The organism is Pseudomonas sp. HN11 (assembly GCF_021390155.1).
Lineage (GTDB): Bacteria > Pseudomonadota > Gammaproteobacteria > Pseudomonadales > Pseudomonadaceae > Aquipseudomonas.
Genome location: NZ_CP089985.1, coordinates 3,041,948 through 3,062,704, shown reverse-complemented (window position 1 = coordinate 3,062,704; position 20,757 = coordinate 3,041,948). Strand labels below are relative to the sequence as shown.

Annotated in this window: 18 protein-coding genes, 1 tRNA gene and 1 pseudogene; 13 read left to right on the top strand and 7 right to left on the bottom strand. The window is 58.4% G+C overall.

Annotated features, from left to right (window positions below; translation table 11 throughout):
* Positions 1–184: 184 nt before the first annotated feature.
* The 4 genes and pseudogenes from LVW35_RS13840 (at position 185) to LVW35_RS13825 (ending at position 3,973) form a co-directional block, all read left to right on the top strand.
* Complete coding sequence (locus tag LVW35_RS13840) at positions 185–1,129, top strand: 4-hydroxyproline epimerase (protein ID WP_233896256.1); 945 nt, start codon at positions 185–187, stop codon at positions 1,127–1,129.
* Positions 1,130–1,171: 42 nt separating this feature from the next.
* On the top strand, positions 1,172–2,119 hold the full coding sequence (locus LVW35_RS13835; protein ID WP_233896255.1) for a dihydrodipicolinate synthase family protein: 948 nt from the start codon (positions 1,172–1,174) through the stop codon (positions 2,117–2,119).
* Positions 2,120–2,180: 61 nt separating this feature from the next.
* Positions 2,181–2,615: pseudogene (locus LVW35_RS13830) on the top strand (aldehyde dehydrogenase family protein); the annotation flags it as partial.
* Positions 2,616–2,734: 119 nt separating this feature from the next.
* The gene (locus LVW35_RS13825) at positions 2,735–3,973 is read left to right on the top strand and encodes an NAD(P)/FAD-dependent oxidoreductase (protein ID WP_233896254.1); all 1,239 of its coding nucleotides are present in this window, start codon (positions 2,735–2,737) and stop codon (positions 3,971–3,973) included.
* 159 nt (positions 3,974–4,132) lie between these two features.
* On the opposite strand, the gene LVW35_RS13820 is transcribed toward LVW35_RS13825, so the two are convergent.
* The 4 genes from LVW35_RS13820 to LVW35_RS13805 form a co-directional block, all read right to left on the bottom strand.
* The gene (locus tag LVW35_RS13820; protein WP_233896253.1) at positions 4,133–5,059 is read right to left on the bottom strand and encodes an ADP-ribosylglycohydrolase family protein; all 927 of its coding nucleotides are present in this window, start codon (positions 5,057–5,059) and stop codon (positions 4,133–4,135) included.
* Between the two features lie 35 nt (positions 5,060–5,094).
* Complete coding sequence (locus LVW35_RS13815; RefSeq protein WP_233896470.1) at positions 5,095–6,075, bottom strand: GlxA family transcriptional regulator; 981 nt, start codon at positions 6,073–6,075, stop codon at positions 5,095–5,097.
* Positions 6,076–6,416: 341 nt separating this feature from the next.
* On the bottom strand, positions 6,417–7,025 hold the full coding sequence (locus LVW35_RS13810) for a LysE family translocator (protein WP_233896252.1): 609 nt from the start codon (positions 7,023–7,025) through the stop codon (positions 6,417–6,419).
* A gap of 288 nt (positions 7,026–7,313) precedes the next feature.
* Complete coding sequence (locus tag LVW35_RS13805; RefSeq protein ID WP_233896250.1) at positions 7,314–7,778, bottom strand: hypothetical protein; 465 nt, start codon at positions 7,776–7,778, stop codon at positions 7,314–7,316.
* 207 nt (positions 7,779–7,985) lie between these two features.
* Here LVW35_RS13805 and gcvA point away from each other — a divergent pair, with 207 nt between their 5' ends.
* The 6 genes from gcvA (at position 7,986) to LVW35_RS29175 (ending at position 11,840) form a co-directional block, all read left to right on the top strand.
* The gene (gene gcvA / locus LVW35_RS13800) at positions 7,986–8,891 is read left to right on the top strand and encodes a transcriptional regulator GcvA (protein ID WP_233896469.1); all 906 of its coding nucleotides are present in this window, start codon (positions 7,986–7,988) and stop codon (positions 8,889–8,891) included.
* A gap of 75 nt (positions 8,892–8,966) precedes the next feature.
* Positions 8,967–9,794 (top strand): DMT family transporter, encoded by an 828-nt coding sequence (locus LVW35_RS13795; protein ID WP_233896248.1) that lies wholly within the window; start codon positions 8,967–8,969, stop codon positions 9,792–9,794.
* Positions 9,795–9,823: 29 nt separating this feature from the next.
* A complete protein-coding gene (locus LVW35_RS13790; protein WP_233896247.1) occupies positions 9,824–10,585 on the top strand; it encodes an SDR family oxidoreductase in 762 nt (253 codons plus the stop codon).
* Between the two features lie 99 nt (positions 10,586–10,684).
* Entirely contained in the window at positions 10,685–11,227 is a 543-nt protein-coding gene (locus LVW35_RS13785) for a hypothetical protein (RefSeq protein ID WP_233896245.1), read from the top strand.
* Between the two features lie 62 nt (positions 11,228–11,289).
* A complete protein-coding gene (locus tag LVW35_RS13780; RefSeq protein WP_233896243.1) occupies positions 11,290–11,544 on the top strand; it encodes a hypothetical protein in 255 nt (84 codons plus the stop codon).
* Between the two features lie 134 nt (positions 11,545–11,678).
* Positions 11,679–11,840, top strand: a complete 162-nt coding sequence (locus tag LVW35_RS29175) for a DUF6429 family protein (protein ID WP_442799654.1) — start codon at positions 11,679–11,681, stop codon at positions 11,838–11,840.
* Between the two features lie 92 nt (positions 11,841–11,932).
* On the opposite strand, the gene LVW35_RS13775 is transcribed toward LVW35_RS29175, so the two are convergent.
* Positions 11,933–12,006 (bottom strand) — tRNA-Cys (locus LVW35_RS13775).
* Positions 12,007–12,218: 212 nt separating this feature from the next.
* Complete coding sequence (pvdQ, locus tag LVW35_RS13770; protein WP_233896241.1) at positions 12,219–14,504, bottom strand: bifunctional acylase PvdQ; 2,286 nt, start codon at positions 14,502–14,504, stop codon at positions 12,219–12,221.
* Between the two features lie 237 nt (positions 14,505–14,741).
* Here pvdQ and LVW35_RS13765 point away from each other — a divergent pair, with 237 nt between their 5' ends.
* Positions 14,742–15,122 carry a fe2+ zn2+ uptake regulation protein gene (locus LVW35_RS13765; protein ID WP_233896239.1) on the top strand — a complete coding sequence of 127 codons (381 nt, stop codon included), beginning with the start codon at positions 14,742–14,744 and terminating at the stop codon, positions 15,120–15,122.
* 15 nt (positions 15,123–15,137) lie between these two features.
* On the opposite strand, the gene LVW35_RS13760 is transcribed toward LVW35_RS13765, so the two are convergent.
* A complete protein-coding gene (locus LVW35_RS13760) occupies positions 15,138–15,326 on the bottom strand; it encodes a hypothetical protein (protein ID WP_010210250.1) in 189 nt (62 codons plus the stop codon).
* Between the two features lie 227 nt (positions 15,327–15,553).
* Here LVW35_RS13760 and LVW35_RS13755 point away from each other — a divergent pair, with 227 nt between their 5' ends.
* Positions 15,554–19,078 carry a membrane-targeted effector domain-containing toxin gene (locus LVW35_RS13755; RefSeq protein ID WP_233896237.1) on the top strand — a complete coding sequence of 1,175 codons (3,525 nt, stop codon included), beginning with the start codon at positions 15,554–15,556 and terminating at the stop codon, positions 19,076–19,078.
* Between the two features lie 19 nt (positions 19,079–19,097).
* On the top strand, positions 19,098–20,747 hold the full coding sequence (locus LVW35_RS13750; RefSeq protein WP_233896236.1) for a M91 family zinc metallopeptidase: 1,650 nt from the start codon (positions 19,098–19,100) through the stop codon (positions 20,745–20,747).
* Positions 20,748–20,757 lie beyond the last annotated feature (10 nt).

Here is a 20,757-nt window from a genome sequence, read left to right as displayed (position 1 = left end):
CGGTTGATCCCCGCTGGTGGCCTGACGCGTAGCAGATTGCCCGATGTCCCGCGCCCTGTCGAGAAAGCAAAACTGTGCTGATTTCGTCATCGATGCCGGCAAAAAACATCAATCGCGCCGCCTTTCATGCGTTCACTGTATGGCCACCGCATGCCTGTCCTATAACTCACAAGAAGGCGACGCTATGACAGCTCAAGGCAAGTTCAAGAAACTGCACGTGATCGACTCCCACACCGGCGGCGAACCGACGCGCCTGGTCATGAGCGGTTTCCCGACGCTGAACGGCGTCACTATTGCCGATCAGTTGCACAACCTGCGTACCGAGCACGACCACTGGCGCCGTGCGTGCCTGCTGGAGCCGCGTGGCAATGACGTACTGGTCGGCGCGCTGTATTGCGAGCCTGTCACCCCCGGCGCGGTATGCGGCGTGATCTTTTTCAACAACGCCGGCTACCTCGGCATGTGCGGCCACGGCACCATCGGCCTGGTAACGTCGTTGCACCACTTGGGTCGCATCGCGCCGGGCGTGCACAGCATCGACACGCCCGTCGGCCCGGTCACCGCCACGCTGCACGAGGACGGCGCGGTGACCCTGCGCAACGTGCCCGCCTATCGCTTGCAGCAACAGGTGCCGGTGGATGTGCCGGGGCATGGCGTGGTTTACGGCGACATCGCCTGGGGCGGCAACTGGTTTTTCCTCGTCTCGGACCACGGCCAACGCTTGCAGATGGACAACGTGGGTGCGCTCACCGACTACACCTGGGCGATGCTCAAAGCCCTGGAGGACCAAGGCATTCACGGAGCGGACGGCGCACTGATCGACCACATCGAACTGTTCGCCGATGACGACCTGGCCAACAGCCGCAACTTCGTCATGTGCCCCGGCAAAGCCTACGACCGCTCGCCCTGCGGCACCGGCACCAGCGCCAAGCTGGCCTGCCTGGCCGCCGACGGACAGCTCAAGCCCGGTGAAACCTGGACGCAAGCCAGCATCACCGGCAGCCAATTCGGAGGCCGCTACGAGTGGGACGGCGACTTCATACGGCCCTTTATCACCGGCAGCGCGTACATGACCGCCGACAGCACCTTGCTGATCGACGAGCACGATCCTTTTGCCTGGGGCATCTGAGCCCTCCTCCATTTGTACTGAACGTTCCAAGGAGTTAGAACAATGAGCGACAACATCTTCACCGGCTGCATTCCCGCCCTGATGACACCGTGCACCGCCGAGCGAAAACCGGACTTCGACGCCCTGGTCGCCAAAGGCCGAGAATTGATCGATATCGGCATGAGCGCCGTGGTGTACTGCGGCTCCATGGGCGACTGGCCGCTGCTCAGCGAAGCCGAACGCCAGGAAGGCGTGGCGCGCCTGGCGGCGGCGGGAGTGCCGACCATCGTCGGTACGGGTGCGGTCAACAGCCGTGAAGCGGTGGCCCATGCCGTCCACGCCGCCAAGGTCGGTGCCCATGGTTTGATGGTGATTCCGCGGGTGCTGTCCCGTGGTGCGTCGGCCACCGCACAGAAGGCGCACTTCTCGGCCATCCTCAAGGCCGCGCCAAACCTGCCGGCAGTGATCTACAACAGCCCCTACTACGGCTTCGCCACCCGCGCCGACCTGTTCTTCGAACTGCGCCGCGCACACCCGAACCTCATCGGCTTCAAGGAATTCGGCGGCGGTGCCGACCTGCGCTATGCCGCGGAACACATCACCTCCCACGACGATAACGTGACCTTGATGGTCGGCGTCGATACCCAGGTGGTGCACGGTTTCGTCAACTGCAACGCCACCGGCGCCATCACCGGCATCGGCAACGCTCTGCCACGGGAAGTGCTGCAACTGGTGGCTTTGAGCAAAAAAGCCGCCAAGGGCGATGCCAAGGCCCGCCGTCAGGCCTGTGAACTGGAGGCCGCGCTGGCGGTGCTGTCGTCCTTCGATGAAGGTTGCGACCTGGTGCTGTATTACAAGCACTTGATGGTGCTGAACGGTGACCAAGGCTACGCCCTGCACTTCAACGAGACCGACGCACTCAGCGATGCGCAACGCCATTACGCCGAAAACCAGTACGCACTGTTCCGCCAGTGGTATGCCAGCTGGTCGGCGGAACAGAACGTCGCCTGACACCCTTGCGCGCCGCTGCGGTTCTCGCCGCGGCCAGCCCTTTTTCTACCAGGACGACCCCATGACTCTCACGGGCAAGATGCTGATCGGTCAGCGCTCCATTACCGGCAATCGCGAGGCGATCCGGGCGATCAATCCCGAGATCGATACTGGCCTGTCCCATGCGCGGATCCAAGGTGAACGCGCACGCACTTGCGGTCAACTGCGCACCTTCGCGCGCACCGTGCGCGCCGGAGAATGGCTGGATGTGCGAGTGGACTCTGCTCAGCCGCAACGCCGGCCGCTGCCTCGCCCAGACCTGCGCCAGCGCCACATCGCACTGGGCCCGGTGGCCGTGTTTGGCGCCAGCAACTTTCCCCTGGCGTTTTCCGTGGCTGGTGGCGACACCGCCTCCGCACTGGCTGCCGGTTGCCCGGTGGTGGTCAAGGCCCATGGCGCGCATCCGGGCACCAGTGAGCTGGTGGGCCGGGCGGTGGCGCAGGCGGTCCAAGCCTGCAGTTTTTGCGACCGGTGTGTTATCAGGACTTCCCCGATGCAAGGTTGCCTGCCGCACTCCAGCACGGCAACCCGTTGCAGCTGCGGCGCCTGCTCGATGGCCAGAGAGAGGCGTAGGCCATGTCCGATCCGGATATCGTAGTGGTCGGCGCCGGCATCATCGGCGTGGCCTGTGCGCTGCAACTGGCGCGTCAGGGCCACCAAGTGCTGGTGGTCGACCAACAGGCGCCCGGCATGGGTGCCTCTTATGGCAACGCCGGGCACCTGGCGACCGAGCAGGTGTTTCCGATTGCCGACCTGTCGATCCTCAAGCGTTTGCCCGGCATGCTGCTCGATCCCATGGGCCCGCTGCGCCTGGATTGGAAATACCTGCCACACGCCCTGCCCTGGTTCGTGCGTTTGCTGCTGAACCTGCGTCCGGCGAGTTATCAGCGCACGGTGGCGGGTATCCGCACGCTCAATGAAGGCAGCCTGGGTGCGTGGCAGCGCCTGCTGCACAGCATCGGACAGCCGGAGTTGCTGCGTGAGGATGGCTCGTTACTTGTGTTTGAGCGGACGGAATCACGGGATGCCCTCATCGCCTTGCAGCAGCGAATGCATCAACAACAGGTACCGGTGGATTTCTGGTGCGGCGATGCCATACGCAAGGCTGCACCGCAATTGAGCGACACCCTCCAGGGCGGGCTGTTCTTCCCCGGCACCGGGCACTTTCTTGACCCCCACAAGGTGGTGCGCGAACTGGTCCAGGCGGCCAAGGCCAGTGGGGTAAAATTCCTAACACGCCAGGTGCTGAATGGACGCGTCGATGCGCTCGGCGTTTCTCTCACCACCGACCAAGGCATCCTGACCGCACGCCAGGTGCTGATCGCCTGCGGTGCGCACTCGGCCAAGCTCACCACTGCACTGACCGGTAAAAAAATCCCGTTGGACACCGAGCGCGGCTACCACCTGATGCTGCCCCACGAACAACATCGCTTGCCGTTTGCCGTCACTTCTTTGGAGCGCAAATTCATCATGACCCCCATGACCGACGGCTTGCGCCTGGCCGGCACGGTGGAGTTCGCCGGCCTCGACCGCCCGGCGAACATGGAACGCGCCTGGCAGCTGCATCGGTTGAGCAAAGGGTTATTCCGGGAGGCGCTGAGTGCGCAGGACGCAACCCCATGGATGGGGTTTCGGCCGTCGTTGCCGGATTCGCTGCCCGTGATTGACCGGGTGTGTGACGGGAAGGTGCTGCTTGCGTTTGGGCATCAGCATTTGGGGTTGACACAGGCGGCGGTGACGGCGGAGTGGGTTGGGGCGTTGGCGAGCAAGCGTCTTACAGCGTTAGTGGCGCCCTATCGTCTGGATCGATTCTGATATCCCTTGTAGTGAGCAGGCTTGCCCTGCGCCGGGCTGCGAAGCAGCCCTAACCGCAGGCGGCCGATTTCTAACTGAAGAACCGGGGCGACTGTATTGGGGCCGCTTCGCGGCCCAACGCAGGGCAAGCCTGCTCGCCACAGGGAGCTTCGTTTTCCCTTAGTTGATAGACACGTGATCTTCAGTAGAGGCCTTGAACAATGCGTCGGCCATTTCCTCAATGGCATCACGCATGCAAAGCTTCTCCAGCCATCCCTCCGGAATACCCTGCACACCATAATGCGCACCCGCCAATTGGCCAACGATGGCGGCCGTGGTATCCGCGTCATCGCCCAGGTTCGCGGCCGCCAATACGGCGTCGGCGAAGCTGTCCGTTTGAAATACACACCAAAGTGCTGCTTCCAATGAGGCGACTGCGTAACCGGAAGCAGTGATTTTTGCGAGCCTCTTGCTGCAATAATCCCCTTGGGCAATTGCCACGACCTTTGGCGCAGAAAGGCCGGCGCATGAAACCTTCAACATCTGCTCTTTTGTCGCCCCACTCAAGGCGTTACTGATTGCACGCGCTAGCACAACGCAACATTCGACAGCCTCTTGGGCACCATGTGTCGTGAGGGAGCTTTGACGAGAGAATTTGTCGACACGTTGAACGTCTGGAAAGTAAAACAATACCACTGGCGCAAGACGCATCATCGAACCGTTTCCTGCGGAAAAGGGGTCCGTTGAACCGGCAAATGGATCACCCTGTCGCTCAAACGCAGTCAATGCCGCACGCACCGTCATACCAATATCAAAACAATCGCCCGTGGAGCTCAGATGACCCCACTTCCACCAGTTCAGATAGCGCCCCATCTGGTCAGCGGCATCAAAACCACCTTTACGCAGCAGGCTTTCGGCAAGGCACAACGCCATCGAAGTGTCGTCCGTCCATTCGCCCGGGTTGAGGTTGAAAGGACCTCCCCCCACCATATCGGTGAGCGGTGTGAATGTGCCGCGCGGCATGAACTCAACGGTGGTGCCCACTGCGTCGCCACAAGCCAGGCCCAGCAGGCTGCCGCGATAACGATCCAATAATGTAAGAGACATCCGCCTTCCTTGAAAAAAATGAGTCAGTCAGCACTTTACTTGACCAACCGCTTCTCCTTCGAGGGGCGATATCCGAAGTAGGAGCTGTAGCACTTGCTGAAATGACTCGGCGAAACAAATCCGCACGCCACCAGCACTTCCACCTGTGAAAGCTCCGTGTGCTGCAACAACCGTCGTGCTTCGGTAACGCGCAGTTCCATGTAGTAACGTTGCGGCGTGGTGCCCAGTTGTTCCTTGAACAAGCGCTCCAACTGGCGCCGGGAACGGCCGGCGTAGACGGCGAGCTGGTCCAGTTCCAGGGGCTCTTCGAGGTTGGCGTCCATCAGTTTCACCACTTCCCGCAGGGGCGCGCTGACGCTGACGTTTTCGGTCGGTTTGATGCGTCGGTAGCGGGACTCTTCAAAGGCCAGGATGTCTTCAATGCCTTCCACCAATGCCTTGTCGTGCAGGCCTTTGATCCAGTCCAACGCCATGTGGAAGGCACCGGACGGGCTTGAGGCGGTGAGGCGGTCGCGGTCGATCACGTAGGGTTCGCTGGTGACGTGGGTGGCTTTTGAAACTTCCGCCAGCGCCGGACGATGCTCAGGGTGGATGGCGCAGCGATAGCCCTGCAACAAGCCAGCCCGACCGAGAAACCAGGCGCCGTTCCACAAGCCGGCGAGGCCAATGCCGTGTTCGGCAGTGGTGCGCAGCAGGTGGATAAAGTCTTCGCTGGCTTTGAGTTCCGTGCGAAAGCCGCCGCAGATCACCAGCAGCTCCAATTCGTGCAAAGCCGCCACGTCGAGACGGGCATCCGGGCGGATCACCAGACCCAGGTCGCTGATGACTTCGCCATCGTCACAGCCAAAGGTGCGCGAGGCAAAAAGGTCGGGACGCAGCAGGTTGGCGGTGACGAAGGTGTCGAGGGTCTGAGTGAATGCGGGCAGGGAAAAATGTTCAAGCAACAGGAAGCCGACGCGGGTGACCGAGGCCGGCTGCTGGGTTTCGTTGAGGTAGCGCAGATTCTTGCCTTTCATGCCACCGCTGAATTGACGTCTTTCCATCGAGGGTTGGCCCACTCTTATTGTTGATGCAGTGGGCGCCATCTTAGGGGCAAATGCGTTGGCTGTCTCAGGCACTGATCTTGAAAAAACCGTAAGCGACCAAAGCCTCCGGCTTAACAGGGCCAGCCGCATCTGATACGGTTTTTTCTTTACTACCTGCATCTGTATCGAAACGCCGCCTGGGCTGACAATAGCGCCATCCCCACTTCCTTCCCTCTGGAGGACTCATGACCAAGATGGCACTTTTCCTGTTCGGCTTTTTGGTATTGACCATCGGTATCGGCCTACTGGCAACCATCTCGCCGGTCTGACATTCAGCCAGCAAACAGCATCGGGTACAACGACGCCACCAGCAACCCCGCCATCGACCAGTTGAATACCCGCAACCAGCGCGGCTCACGCAACACATTGCGCAAGCCGCTGCCGCATCCCACCCACACACAGACGCTGGGCAGGTTGACCACGGCGAACACCAGCGCAATCACCAGCACATTGGTGACGTAACCTTCGGCTGGTGTATAGGTGGTGATCGCCCCCAACGCCATGATCCAGGCCTTGGGGTTCACCCACTGGAACGCCGCCGCGCCGAGAAAGGTCATGGGCTTGCCCTGCTCATCAGGACTGTCGGACATGCCGCCCGCCGTCGCAATCTTCCACGCCAGGTACAACAGATAGGCCGCACCCACGTAGCGCAACACGGTGTAGGCCCACGGAAAGATCTTGAACACCTCGCCCAGCCCCAGGCCCACTGAAATCACCAGCAGCATGAAACCAATGCTGATCCCCAGGGCATGAGGCATCGATCGGCGAAACCCAAAGTTCACGCCCGAGGCAAGCAACATGGTGTTATTGGGTCCCGGAGTGATCGAGGACACAAAGGCGAACAGCACAAAGGCGGATAACAGGCTGGTAGACATAGACATGACGCGGCATCCAAACGCAGGGGTATGCCAGCGACAGTAAAGGGTTATGGACTGCCCTGCCCCGTACAGCCACCTCACGATTGAGGCATACACTTTTTTGCCAAAGCTTTCACAAAGCTTTCACAGATAGAGGCCTATGGTGAATCCAGCTCCTAATGAACATCCTTTTTAGCCCGCGCTCCCCACGCGGGCTTTTCTTTGCCTGGGATTTCTCTGGGCCCAAAAAACAGGCAAGCCATTGCATATGGCTTGCCTTCAGTGTTCACACGTCAACGCGGGCCGCCATCATCAGTTCTGTGGCCGCTGCTTGGTCGAGTCCAGCTCGGCTTTTTTGGCGGTGCTGATTTCGGTGATTTGCGCAGACTTTGCAATCGCAAAGTCGAATGTATCCTGCATCTTGGCAATGGCATCGGTGGCGGTGCCTTTCAGTCCACCATTAGCCGCCCAATCGAAGTTCCACACGCCCGAGAGGTTATCGGCACCGGGCACGTCGTGGGTTTCGATGGCGGTGAACACATCGGGGTGACGCTCCATGTACTTGGCAGCATCGGAGACCTCGGTGGGTACTTTGCCCGAGGCGTTATTGGCCAGTTGGGTCAGTTCCTGCTTGGTAATGGCCGACTTGCCGGTCTGGCGCATGTAGTCGGCAATCACCTTGCTGGACTTGGCAATGTTCAACTTGTCATCGAACACCGACGGTGACGCTTTAGGCGTGTTTGCCCCGCTGCCGGCGGGCGTTACGGTTGTAGACATCGGCGCTGCTCCCCTGATGGAACGAATGAAATCGTCGTGCTGACGATAGCCCGAAGCGGACGTTAGCATGGGCAATGGGCCATTAATGCTGGCTTCACAACAATTCACAACGCCGGGCTGTCCGGCTTTGATGAAAGCATACCTTTCGACTAGCATGAGCCTCCGCTCATGGAAACTGATCACAAGAAGGTTCGCCGGGACGCACCAATGAGAGATCTTCCCCCCACTGCCACGCTTCGCGCATTCGAAGTCGCGACCCGCCATGGGACATTCACTTCTGCCTCAGAAGAGTTGCATGTGACCCAGAGCGCCGTCAGCCACCAGCTCAAGCACCTCGAAGACCTGTGGGGATTACAACTCTTCCAACGCGGCAAGTCTTTGCGGTTGACACCGGCCGGCGCGGCACTGGCGCCCATCGTGCGCGAGTTTTTCATGAACCTGGAAGCCACATTGACGGACCTCAGGGAGCAAAAAGGCAGGGTCCGGCTCAAGGTCAGCACCACCTACTCTTTCGCACTGAAATGGCTGCTGCCCAGGTTGCCAAGCCTGTCGCAGCAGCATCCGGAAATTCTGATCACGCTGGAGACCAGTGATAAGGCGATCAAATTTTCCAGCACGGATTCAGATGTCGCGATTCGCCTGGGCAACGGTCATTACCCCGCCTTGCATTCGGAGTTTTTGCTCAGGGAGCAGATTTTCCCGGTGGCCAGCCCTGATCTGCTTTACCGTTTTGGCACTCCAAACGAGCCCGCCGAATTGTTGCGTTACCCGCTACTGACGCGTGACGGCGCAGACCTGGTGCCCAAGTGGGAAGCCTGGTTCGAGCACGTCGGCGTGGGCATTTCGGCACTCAAGGAAAGCGTCAGGTTCGCTGACACCAACATGACCATAGAAGCCGCCTTGCTGGGCCAGGGCATTGCCTTGGCCCGTAGCGGCCACGTTGAGGCCCAAATCAACGACGGCAGCCTGATAAGGTTGTTCGATATTCCGTTCGCCTCTCCGGTTGCCTATTACTTTGTCTGCCCCAAAGGGATCGAAACACAGCCTCACATCATCAGCTTTCGTGACTGGCTGCTGGCGGAGTCGACTCAGGCCCAACAGCATTATCGTTGATGGTATGAGTAACGGCTCATGCCAGGATGAGGGAACTTCGCTGTTGTCCGGCCGCCAGCTTGCTTACCATGAGGCATGCCCTTTCCTATCGTATTACTCGTCCTCTTCGCTGCCCTCTTGCACGCCAGCTGGAACGCGCTGTTGCGTGTCGGCAGCGACAGGCTTTGGTCGATGACCGTCATGTGCCTGTCGGTCGCCATCGTCAGCATTGGCTTTGCGCTGTATCTCCCCGCGCCTGCCGCGGCCAGTTGGCCTTACGCCGTGCTCTCGGGCGTCTTGCACGTCGGCTACAACCTGTTTCTGGTGCGCAGCTACAAAGTGGGTGATCTCGGGCAAACCTACCCGATCGCCCGCGGCTCTTCGCCCGTTCTGATCACGTTATTCGCCTTGGCATTTGCTGGCGAAACCCTTGGCGCCAGCGCCCTGTTCGGCATTGCGCTGGTGTCGGGCGGCATTATTTCACTGGCCTTCAGGCAGCGCAGGCTCGCCGTCCCCAGCTTGCCTTACGCCTTGGGCACGGGTTTTTTCATCGCAGCCTACAGCGTGACCGACGGCATAGGCGCGCGTCTCTCCGGTGCACCGCTGGCCTATACCGCCTGGATGTGCGCCCTGTGGGGTGTACTGATGCCATTGGTCTACATCGGCCTGCGCGGCGCACGGAGCCTGTTTGCCCCGCGTCCAGGGCTCATCACCGCCTTGATGGGTGGGCTGGTCTCCCTGCTGGCTTATGGCATCGTCATCTACGCGATGTCTGAATCGCCCATGGGAGCGGTTTCGGCCCTGCGCGAAACCAGTGTGGTCTTTGCGGCCTTGATCGGATATTTCTTCCTGGGCGAGTCACTGACTGTCCGCAAAGCCTTGGCGTGCGCGGTCATTGCCACTGGCACGATGTTAATTGGCTAAACTCACCTCCCTCATAAAAGGTTCAAGATATGGCTACCGACTCTTCAGCCCCCCTGATTCTGATCACCGGCGGAAGCCGAGGTGTAGGCGCGGCAACGGCGCGGCTCGCGGCGGCGCAAGGCTATGACGTCGCCATCAGCTATATCAACAATGAGGCCGCCGCACGCGGCGTAGTGGCTGACGTGCAAGCACTGGGACGACGCGCCTTGGCTATATGCGCCGACAGTGCCGCCCCCGAACAGGTCGCGCATCTGTTCAATGCCATCGACGAAACATTCGGCCGCATCGACGTTCTGGTCAATAACGCCGCAATCATTGCGCTTCAATCCCGATTCGAAGACCTCGACTTTGCCCGAATGCAGCGCATCTTCGCGATCAATGCCATAGGGCCAATGCTCTGCGCGCAGCAAGCGGTGAAGCGCATGTCGTTTCGACACAGAGGTAAGGGTGGCAGCGTGATCAACGTCTCCTCAGGCGCCGCGCGGTTGGGCAGCCCGAACGAGTATGTCGACTACGCTGCATCAAAGGGTGCCCTGGAAACCTTCACCATCGGGCTGTCCAAGGAAGTCGCGCGCGAAGGCATCCGCGTCAATTGCGTTCGCCCAGGACATATCTACACCCAAATGCACGCCAGCGGCGGAGAACCGAATCGCGTAGACCGCGTCAAGGACAGCATTCCCATGGGCCGGGGTGGCGAACCCGAAGAAGTGGCGCGGGCCGTGCTGTGGTTGGCGGGGGCGGAGGCGTCGTTTATTACCGGGACTTTTCTGGATGTGACTGGGGGCAAGTGAGGTATTTACACACGCGTGACGGGGAAGACACACTGCCTTGCCAAGCACCCAGTCAGAATAAGTACTGATCCATTTTCCAATGAAAAAACGGGAACCCTGATGGGAATTAAAGTCACGACGCTAAAGGAAATTTGCTTCCTGACGATGGCTGCCATAACGCTCGACGCGCTTGCCGAGACGCCGGAACAGAACTATCTGTGTAAAACGCAAGAAACGCTGTTATTCGGCTGCGACTCCGGGCCCAAGATGATCTCGGTTTGCGCATCGCAAGGTTTCTCAGCGACAACCGGCTATGTGCAATACCGATTCGGCACGCCCGGCAAAATTGAGTTGTCCTATCCCGAGACGCTTAACCCACCGAAGGGTCACTTCTGGCTTAGTTCCACGGCCTACTCCGGTGGAGGCGAAGCTCGTTTGCGCTTTATCAATCATGGGGTGACCTACGCCGTTTTCGACCGGATGGTGCGCACAAACTTTACACCCGGTGAGCCCAACGACCCCGAGATGAGCGAGGGAATAGTCGTGCGTCCACAGGGAAAGAAAGCGACACGGCGACTCTGTACCTATTCCGAAGGCGGGATTCGCGCGCAGGCTTATGCAAACATCGAGCGTGAAGACTTCGATGATAATCTCGCTCCGTAAGCGGGAATGTCGCAATAGGGGTAAATGTGATGGCGCTTGAACTGAAGCGGCAAGGAGCATAAATGGATGAGTTGATAAAAGGCCTCGACGGGCCCAGGACGGCTCAGCAGGAATTGTTCTATGACCTGGAAGATGCGGCGGCGGTGATCGGGTGGTCGGTGGTTGAATTGACCACGTTGGCGGCCAGCGGCAGGACGCCGGATGAGGCGATAGCATTGATGAAAATATGCGCCTTGCTGACGGCGCAACAGGAGAGAATTGAAGCGTATGCAGGTGAGGTCAAAGACCAGAGGGTCGTCAGGTCTGACGTTCTGTAAACGCGCTCGCTTACAGACAAGGAAAATGAATCAGCATTCACACTACGTGGAGCGCGTGATCATGGAATACGACGAAAAGCTGATTGAAGACGCTGTACCTGCCCTGCTGGTAGCGTTCAGTTCCGACGACGGGAATGCTTGGAAAGGGTTCGATTTCGATAATGAATCATTTACATGAGCACGGTTTCATCAGTAACCCAGTCAACAAGAACAAATCGGTTTGGTTGACGGCGGAAGGGCTTGAGCGAGGTCGGCAGGTAGCTGATCGATTGTTTGGGGCTGAGAAACAACGCTAGTCGCTGTGCGAGTTTGGAACCGCGTTGGTAAATCCACCTTGTCACAGGCAATAAAAAACCCCGTAGACGCTAATCTACGGGGTTTCTAAGAGTGGAGGCCGAGGTCGGAATCGAACCGGCGTAGGCGGATTTGCAATCCGCTGCATAACCATTTTGCTACTCGGCCTCAAACGATCAATGTCCTGACTGCTGACACTCACCGCATAAAAACTTGAGTGGGCTATAAAACCCTGCCTCTACTCTAACTCATTGAATACAAAGAAGTTTTTAATGCTTCGTTGCGTTCGATGGGCGCCATTATGTACGTATTTGCGAAGGCGTGCAACCCCTTGATTTCAAAAATATTTCGTATTGGCATCAAGGGGTTGCACGCCTGCCCTACTCTTCGATGTGCAGCTGTTGGTACTGCGGGTCTGCCTTGATTTGCGCTTCTGTGAAGGGCCGCGGGCTGAGCTTTTTCTGGGAGAACGCTTGGGTCTGGTCCTTGGAATGCAAGGAGGTCGGGTTTGTGGACTCGGAGAACGCAAGTACGCCCTGGGCATGCGGGCCCTGGTCGTCGAAGGTGACGATTTGCAGGTAGCTGGTGCCGCTGACCACTTCGCGCTTGCCGTCGGCGCGGAGCACGGTTTGCATGGCGTTGTAGATCCCCAGTTCCTGCGGGCCACCGTGGATCGGGGTTTGGCCGGAGACCTGGAGGTCGCCCCAGGTGCTGTTGGCGGTCAGGCCGAGTTTGGCGACGTCGGCGGTGGACGCCAGCATGGCTTCGCGCAGGGCTTTGGCGACATCGGTGCGGTTGGTGTCCAGGCCACGTGGGGTGGTAAGGGGCTGGGCCGGGTCAAAGGCGACGCGCCAGGCGTCGGGGATTTGCTGCAGGCGCTCCACCAGGTTGATGAAGTGCACCAGGCCGATGCCGCTGTTCAGGTTGGCGTGCTGGTCCCAGTTTTTCAGGCTGGTGCACAGGGGTTGCAGAGTGGTGGCATCGGCGTCGAGAAGTTTGGCGCAGAACGCGAGCAGATCCGGCATGACTTGGCCCGCCAGGTATACCTCGTTGTCCATGACCATGTTCTGCAGGTCGGTGACGCTGATTGGTTTATCCAGGGATTGCAGACGTTGCAGGGCAAAACGCGCGCGTGGGCCGAGTCCTATGGGGTCTTGGCTGATGACCGGGGAGAAGCCGGTGAGTGGGGCCTTGGGGTTGGCCAGCCAGGCCGAGTCGTTAGAGTGCTGCACGTAGTCGGTACGCTCCAGTTGGGGTAACTGGTCGGCCGGGAAGATGCCGGCCTGGGCCGCGCGTGGGTCGTTGTCCCAGGCGCAGGCGCTGCGGGCACCGTCAAGCATGATCAGTTGCAGACCGGCGCGTGGGTCGCTGCATTGCGCCAGCTTGGCCGCGCTGACGTTGGGCACCACCGACTGGTTCATGTACAGGCTCTGACCCTGGTCGTCGGCGGCCAAGGTGTTGACCCACGGAATGCCTTGCAGGGTGTGCACCGAGGTTTTCAGTTGGTCGAGGCTGCCGGCGCGGTTCATCGCGTACCACTGTTGCAGCACGCGGTCGTTGCCGAGGTTGGCGTCACGCAGGCTGAAGGCGTAGCGGTTGTTCCAATCGAGCTTGCCTGGCCATTGCACCACCGGGCCGAATTGCGAGCTATAGACGATGTGCGACTGGCCCTTGAGGCTGCCATCGGCTTGCTTGACCCGCACCGTCACCGTGGTTTTATCCAAGGCCACGGATTTGCCATCGAGCATATAGCGCGTGGAATCCTTCGGATCCAGGGTCAGGCGGTACAGAGTGAAGTGCTTGGACGTGTCCACGGTGTGGGTCCACGCCACGTGCTGGTTGAAGCCGATATTGATCACTGGCAGGCCCGGCAACGCAGCGCCCATGACATCCAGTTGACCGGGGATGGTCAGGTGCATTTCATAAAAACGCATGCCGCCCACCCATGGGAAGTGCGGGTTGGCTAGCAGCATGCCGCGTCCGTTGAACGAGCGATCACGCCCCACCGCCACGGCGTTGCTGCCGCGAGCAAAGGCAAAGCGCTGCTGGTTGGCGGCGGCCAGTTCAAAGGCCTTGGTGTTGGTCAGTACACTGGCCGTCGCCATCGGAGGTGTGGCGCCAACCAATGCCTCAGCGAATTGGCCTACCCCACCTTCCACCAACAGCCTACGGGTCAACTTGACCAAATCTTCCGCCACCAGGGGTCGCACCCACGCGGCCTGGCACTGCGCCGGAGCGCCCTGCTCTTTCAGGTAGCGGTTATAGCCGGCTACATAACCTTCAATACGTTGCTGGATCTGCGGGCTCTGCGCTTTCCAGAAGGCAGCGATCGCGTCCGGCGTATTGAGCCAGGTGAAGAACACGTCACTGGCCAAATTGTTGCGCTCTTCCAGAGTCGCCTGCTCGGGGCCGAAATACCTGGCGCGCTCGCCGTTCACCGTGACCACTTCATTGGCCAGCAGACACAGGTTGTCCTGAGCGTAGGCGTAGCCAATGCCGAAGCCCAAGCCACGTTCATCCGTGGCGCGGATGTGCGGAACGCCGTAACTGGTACGACGGATATCTGCCGACGCTTGCGTCACCGGCTCCCGCGCCGTGGCGGCCAGGCTCAATCCCAGCAACACCGCAGCCACACCTACCCTGGACAACCCATTGGAAATAATCACGCAGACCCCATCGTCAGATTTAACCGCCTCACAAGGGGCAATCACCCCACCGTAAGAACGCAAACCAGGGGGAATAATTTAGCGCGGGGTGACGTTTATTTAAGGATGTGCGGATGTGACAAAACCGATACTGACGAAATTTCTACACCCGGCACTTCATGATTTCGCTCGCTCGTTCGTCTTATTAACCAAGAGCGCTCATTTTTTCCTGGTCAGGCTCTGATAAGGAGTTTTTGCATGTACAACCCGCAAGTGCCCACGGATGGACATTCATCAGCGGCCGAAGCCAATTTTGGCAACGGCACACAAGCGTTCGGCAAAGCATCCGAACAGCAAGGCAATCAGCGTATCCGCCACCTGCTCAAGTGTTTTGGCTTGCGCACCAGCCTGATCCGGCTGAAGGTCATCGACGCCCTGCTCACCGCCGCCGACAACCAGCGCACCCTCGGGGTGCGCGGCGTGCACAGCCATTTGCTGGAGCTTGGTATCCCGCTGTCGTTTCTCAGCGTGCGCGAGGTGCTCAAGCGCCTGTGCAGCGAGGGCGTAATCACCCTCAATGCGGATAAAAGCTACAGCCTCCATGAAGAGGCTGCCAAGGTGCTGGAAGGTCGCGCCTGATGGGCGAGCTATCGCTTAGAGCTTGACCTTGCGGCGCATGATGCCATTGATTACCACCACGACCACTGCAACAGCAATGGCAATGGTCTGGAATGTCTTCTCACTGATAACCCCGGTGTTCTGCAGGTAGGACAGGCCAAACATCGTCGCCAGTACGGCCAGGGCAATCAGAATCGAATATTTCAAACGTTGCTTTTGTGTCATGACGGGTTCCTGTAGACGCGCATAAATCGGGATCGATAGGCCCACATATTACAGACGATGAAAAACTTTGGCGCGTCTGACACACGTCTACACCCGACCTTACAAACCACAGTACCTGCAGACGGAACGCGAACGGGCGTTTTCAACACCTATCGGTGCGCCAAGGGAAAAGGGAACCTCCCGTTGACATGCGCTTACTCTCAGCACGTCTGAACAGGTACCCGAAGATGATTAATCTTGATACTCGCCCCTCTGCGAAACTGCCTCAGCGCCCCTACAGCTTTCACCCCTCCCTCCAAACGGAACGCTCTCTATCAGCCCTGCAAGGCACTGCCACCGACGGCGTCGATACAGCAGGCACCACGCTCCAGCAGAAACCGAATGAAACCCCAGGTAACGGGGGCTTTAAGCAACAACTGGCAGACCAGCAGAACTTCAGAACCCTGGCACGCAAACTCATTGAGCTGGCCGGGCGACTGGACGAAAACGTAGCGTCACACGCAATCCTTGCTGCGCTCAAGGCCACGCCGATGAATGTCGCACCCGGCTCAACGTCCTCGGATGAGGCGAGCAGCACCACGTTGGAGAATTACATTGTCGCCAACGGCCTCCCTCTACCTGACAGCCGTTCTTCGTTGACCGCCTTGGCCAATGCCGTGATCGACAGAAGCCTGGAACACCCTCTGGGCAATTTTGGAGGTGCCTTGAGCTGGCCCCTGCCCTTAAGCACCGAGGAACAAGCGCGCCTGCGTTTGATGGCCATGTCCCAAGAACATCACCTTGCAGATAAACCCTTGGTCATGCAGTTGAAGGGTGGGCTGTTGGAGTTTTTGCGCTACCAGGCTCCACTCCCTGAAGGTGCATTGAATGACCCCATCAAGGTGTTGGAGGCCCTGGTCGGCTCTGCTCAGGGGCAACTGATGGGAGCAGCCCTACAGCAAGGCATGAATGGGGCTCCCACTGAAGATAGCGCGAACGATTACCTCATGGCGGCCATGATTCTGCAGTTGGACCCCCAGTACTTCACCGAACCTCAACCCAATAAGGTGGCGGGTTTTGATGTGTCCAGCGACGCACATTGGGGCAAACCCTTGTCCACTATTGTGGACGGCTTGAGCACTCACCTGAGCGATTCCCAAAAAACTTCGACCGAGATGGCCAAAACGGCTGCACACCTCCTGCTCTCAATGAAGGCTCCCGAACTCTTGATAAAGGATGTTCCCGCCACGGTGGTATACGGCAGCGCAGCCTGGGTCAGGCTGTCGGTCGCTGCGGCAGCGATAGAAGCCCAGACACCTGGAAAAGTACAAAACATGACCTTTGCCCAAGTAATGGCCGAGGCTGATAGTGCAAGCCTTACCGATTCCGCCGTGACTCAAAACGCGCAAATCGCGGCCCTGCGGGTATGGAGTGTGGCCAACGGTATTCTGGCTCCGGCGCAAGCCGGTCGGTATAACGCAGCCGATATCGAGGTGGCCAGAAACGCATTCAATCAGCAGACCCTTGATCAGGTAGAGGCCTCCAGCCTGATCCAGACCGAAATGCCCAGCCGTAAGGCTATCGCCCTGGCGCGTCTCAAAGAGCGGTTTGGCGAGGACGTACCGTTTGAAGAAAAGCTGCTGAAGGTTCATGACGGCAAGCAAGCCTCTTCCCAGCCGCTCTACGACCCTAATCGAGCCCCTGCCGGCCTGTTCTCGCTGCTGGACATCGCCATGAGTGGGTTGCACAACTATGACTGGATAAGCCAGGACGCGCGCATCAACACCGCATTGGAAGGCAAGTCACTCAAATTCGATGTAAAGACCGAATTTGGCAACCAACTAGATAAAGCCATCAACGACAAGAAAAAAGGCATCGGCGTGGCGATCAGCCATATGATCGCCCAGCTACCACTGGCTGACAGGCAGAACCTCGAGTACGGGCAGCTTGAGTTCTATCAACTCGACACCTACCGGCTTGGCATGGGTTTCATCGGCCGGACTCTCGAGACAAAGAATGAACAACTCTACGTTAAAGCTTCGGGTGCGAATGGCAACGCCGTGTATGAGCTGGATCTGAAGCAGCAATCCATCACCAAGGTCAATGACCGCGTTCTGACCCACGAGCGCGAACGCAATGGCAGTCTGGTCTATCCCATTAAAGAATTCACGCCTGCTGCTCATGCCGGCTTCAGCCAGAACACCAAAGCCGGAACGCCACTGCCTACCCCCTCCAGCTTCACAAGCGCTCGAACCAGTGCCATCGCAGATACTTTCGTGGAACACCTCGACATTGGTAACCGGGACATGATCAAGCAGGCCAAGGGCGCCACCACCTTCGATAAGCAAATGGACGCCGAATGGGCCGTGACCAATTTTTTCCTGGACTTGATTCCCTTCAGGTCGGCGATCCACAACTTTCAGAATGGTGACTACCTGGACGGCGCGATAGACCTGGCGATGGACATCTTCAGCTTCGTCACGGCCGGTTTAGGGACCGCAGCGAAAGGCGCCAAAATCGCCACCAAGGCCGTCAGCCTGTCGAACAAGGCTTTGCAGCTGTCGAAAATTGTTGGGACTACGGTGATCAGTGAGTTCAACCCGCTGAGTGGGATTGGGGATCTATTGCAGGGAGGCGCTCGCCTCGCCAGTAAAGGCTTGACGAAGGCCAAGATCGCAGCCGGGTTGACCCACCCCGCCTATGGCACTGTTACTTGGAGTTCTTTCAAGGCCGGGGACCGTACCCTGGAGACCAGCACCGTTTTACTCAATGGCAAAAGTTATGCGTACGACCCAGTCAAGAGGAGGCCTTACGGCTCCCCACTGCCACAACCCGACGTACTGGACACCTTGAGCCCCACGTCTCCAGCACCGCACGCCCCCAGACAGTCGAACAGTCGCCATCGATACAACCCCTTGAATACCAACATTCGTCCGGTTCGCATCAGAAAACCATTACCCCAGGGCGACTACGTAGAAAACCTGAAAGGCAAATTGGAACCTGACCATTTCAAATTTGATACCAAGGTAGCAACCATGGAGAAGTTCAAAGAAGAAATGGAGGCAAGCTATGAGGCCCTGAAACAAACAGGGCTGCCGCCGCGCCCTGTTATCCCGTTGGTGCCTAAACCTGTTACTGCGCCTGAAATGCTCGAAGAGGCTTTCAAGGTCTCAAATGGCATCGTCTTGGGAGAGTCGCATAAACAGATGGCAAGCTTTAAGGTGCTGTTCGATAACGTAGACACCTTAAAGAACCAAGGCGTCAAGAAGGTGTATTTCGAAGCGGTTATCGATATGCCACATGGACTGCAGGATGACGGTATTGGCTTTCTCGGAGATGGCAAAACGCTTCGCACTGATCCGACGTTTGCACAGCTGCGGCAGAAGCTGGAGGCCAATGGCATAGAAGTCATGCCCCTTGACCACTACTACCTCACACGGCACAAAGACCTTCGCGGAGCCCTGGGGCCGACAACAACGGGCAACGGCTCGGTACGCCGCCTCGAAGAATTCAACTACTACGCCTCAGAGACCATTCAGGCGAATTCCGGGACTGAGAAGTGGGTCGCGCTGGTGGGGCATTCGCATATGAACACCTCCGAAAACGTACCGGGCCTCGCTGAATTGACAGGCAGCATCGGTATCAGTGTCTACAACGATCCAAAAATCAAAGGACAGCTCGGGAAGAGGGCGATGGGTCAACCCCATGACCCAACAAAACCCATAGGTTACGGGGGCGTTCCGGGCGATCTGCAAATTTACGTACAACCGTAATTTTGCGAGGGAACGTTTGATGTCAGCGCACCACACACTCGACAACCCTATAGCGCAGCTTATGCGGCGCAACAAGGTTTTACTGAAACTCATTGCGAAGGATGCACCGATGTTTTTGTCAGCCCTTGGCTATTTTGCCCCTGCCCATCGTCATTCCATTCCTGCAGCGCCCAGCCAACCGGCTTGCTCACCCTACGACCCTCCGAAAGACCTGAAACCAGGCGTTTATAACTTCAAAATGCACCGACTGCATACCGACGGTGATATCAAGATAAGCCGCGAAATAACATGGGATCCTACAAGCCCGGACGGCCCGAAAATCCAGAACAACCGGATTGTCGTGGAAACGGGAGACAGCGCCGACGAAGTCCACGTCCGCAAGAGGTCCGAGGGCCAGATACAAATTCTGGTCAATGGAAAATCCTATCTGTTCGATGCCAAGGTCGAGAAAGGCCCCCCACAAGGTCTATGGATCAAAACCAACGCTGGAAATGACAAGGTCACAATCGACGACGACCTCAAGCTTCGCGTGGACGTCGACGCAGGCGACGGGGACGACCGCATTCAAGCGGGAGGCGGAAGAAGCCGATTGTATGGCGGCAAGGGCAATGATGTGCTGCGCCTGGGCAGCGGGCTTGGCTACGCGGAGGGTAACGAAGGGAACGACCTGCTCATCGGTGGCAGTGGCAATGCTGTCATGTATGGCAATGACGGCAATGACCGCCTGTTTGCCGGTGCAGGCACTGCCGCCAAACAAAGCTACCTGGACGGCGGCAACGGTAACGATCAGCTGTACGCCGGCAATGGTCATACTGTTCTGCACGGCGGCAACGATGATGATCAATTGGTAGGGCATGACCGAACCACGTTCTACACGGGCAAGGGTAAAGACCGTGTCTGGAGGAACAAGGCGAGTGACCTTGTTTACGCCAAGCCCAGTGATCGCTTCAACCGCCATCAGGGATCGATGTTCACTCCGGTAGCGCCCAGTAACGCCGGCAAGCAGGGTTTCGAAGTCAAAGGCGATGACGCCTTCAAGCAGCGAGTGGAAGATGATTTCGAGTTCATGCGAAGCTCTCCCAATGGGCAAAAGGTGCTCGCCGAGATGGATACACTCGCGGGTATCAACGGTGGCAAGGTCACCATCGCACCGATCAGTTTTGGCGGTACCAATTACGAGTTCGACAGCCAAGAGCTGGATGACCTGAACAACAAAGACGAAAGCCAGATAGACGCGTCGAAATATGGCGAAATCAAGGATGGAGTTGCCGGCTCCCGCGCCAACCGCGCAACGATTTATTTTGACTCACCGTGGATTATTGAAGAACAGAACGGCAACACGATAGTGCCTGTGACGTCGCTTTACCATGAAATCGTACACGCCTGGAACGGCGCCACCGGGACGTTCCTGGGCGGCACAAGTGCCGACGACGATGCGAGCGTGAAGGCAGAAGCCTCGGACGAAGAAAGGGCAACAGCCAACTTCGAATATCAGGCCATTGGCGTGCCGAACAGTGGTGAGCCGTTCGACCTGGACAACGACCCTTCTACTGTGCCCACCACGACCAATCCGAAACCTTTTACGGAAAATGCCTTGAATGAAGAAATGGGCAAGCCGCCCCGTAAACGTCATGCTTTGCACCTAAGCCGGCAGGGCGGCGGTTTATAGCCATGGCTAT

Excerpts from the sequence above, each read along its gene's own strand:
- LVW35_RS13840 (WP_233896256.1), top strand. The coding sequence starts at position 185 with ATGACAGCTCAAGGCAAGTTCAAGAAACTGCACGTGATCGACTCCCAC.
- LVW35_RS13835 (WP_233896255.1), top strand. The coding sequence starts at position 1,172 with ATGAGCGACAACATCTTCACCGGCTGCATTCCCGCCCTGATGACACCG.
- LVW35_RS13825 (WP_233896254.1), top strand. The coding sequence starts at position 2,735 with ATGTCCGATCCGGATATCGTAGTGGTCGGCGCCGGCATCATCGGCGTG.
- LVW35_RS13820 (WP_233896253.1), bottom strand. The coding sequence starts at position 5,059 with ATGTCTCTTACATTATTGGATCGTTATCGCGGCAGCCTGCTGGGCCTG.
- LVW35_RS13815 (WP_233896470.1), bottom strand. The coding sequence starts at position 6,075 with ATGAAAGGCAAGAATCTGCGCTACCTCAACGAAACCCAGCAGCCGGCC.
- LVW35_RS13810 (WP_233896252.1), bottom strand. The coding sequence starts at position 7,025 with ATGTCTATGTCTACCAGCCTGTTATCCGCCTTTGTGCTGTTCGCCTTT.
- LVW35_RS13805 (WP_233896250.1), bottom strand. The coding sequence starts at position 7,778 with ATGTCTACAACCGTAACGCCCGCCGGCAGCGGGGCAAACACGCCTAAA.
- gcvA (WP_233896469.1), top strand. The coding sequence starts at position 7,986 with ATGAGAGATCTTCCCCCCACTGCCACGCTTCGCGCATTCGAAGTCGCG.
- LVW35_RS13795 (WP_233896248.1), top strand. The coding sequence starts at position 8,967 with ATGCCCTTTCCTATCGTATTACTCGTCCTCTTCGCTGCCCTCTTGCAC.
- LVW35_RS13790 (WP_233896247.1), top strand. The coding sequence starts at position 9,824 with ATGGCTACCGACTCTTCAGCCCCCCTGATTCTGATCACCGGCGGAAGC.
- LVW35_RS13785 (WP_233896245.1), top strand. The coding sequence starts at position 10,685 with ATGGGAATTAAAGTCACGACGCTAAAGGAAATTTGCTTCCTGACGATG.
- LVW35_RS13780 (WP_233896243.1), top strand. The coding sequence starts at position 11,290 with ATGGATGAGTTGATAAAAGGCCTCGACGGGCCCAGGACGGCTCAGCAG.
- LVW35_RS29175 (WP_442799654.1), top strand. The coding sequence starts at position 11,679 with ATGCTTGGAAAGGGTTCGATTTCGATAATGAATCATTTACATGAGCAC.
- LVW35_RS13765 (WP_233896239.1), top strand. The coding sequence starts at position 14,742 with ATGTACAACCCGCAAGTGCCCACGGATGGACATTCATCAGCGGCCGAA.
- LVW35_RS13760 (WP_010210250.1), bottom strand. The coding sequence starts at position 15,326 with ATGACACAAAAGCAACGTTTGAAATATTCGATTCTGATTGCCCTGGCC.
- LVW35_RS13755 (WP_233896237.1), top strand. The coding sequence starts at position 15,554 with ATGATTAATCTTGATACTCGCCCCTCTGCGAAACTGCCTCAGCGCCCC.
- LVW35_RS13750 (WP_233896236.1), top strand. The coding sequence starts at position 19,098 with ATGTCAGCGCACCACACACTCGACAACCCTATAGCGCAGCTTATGCGG.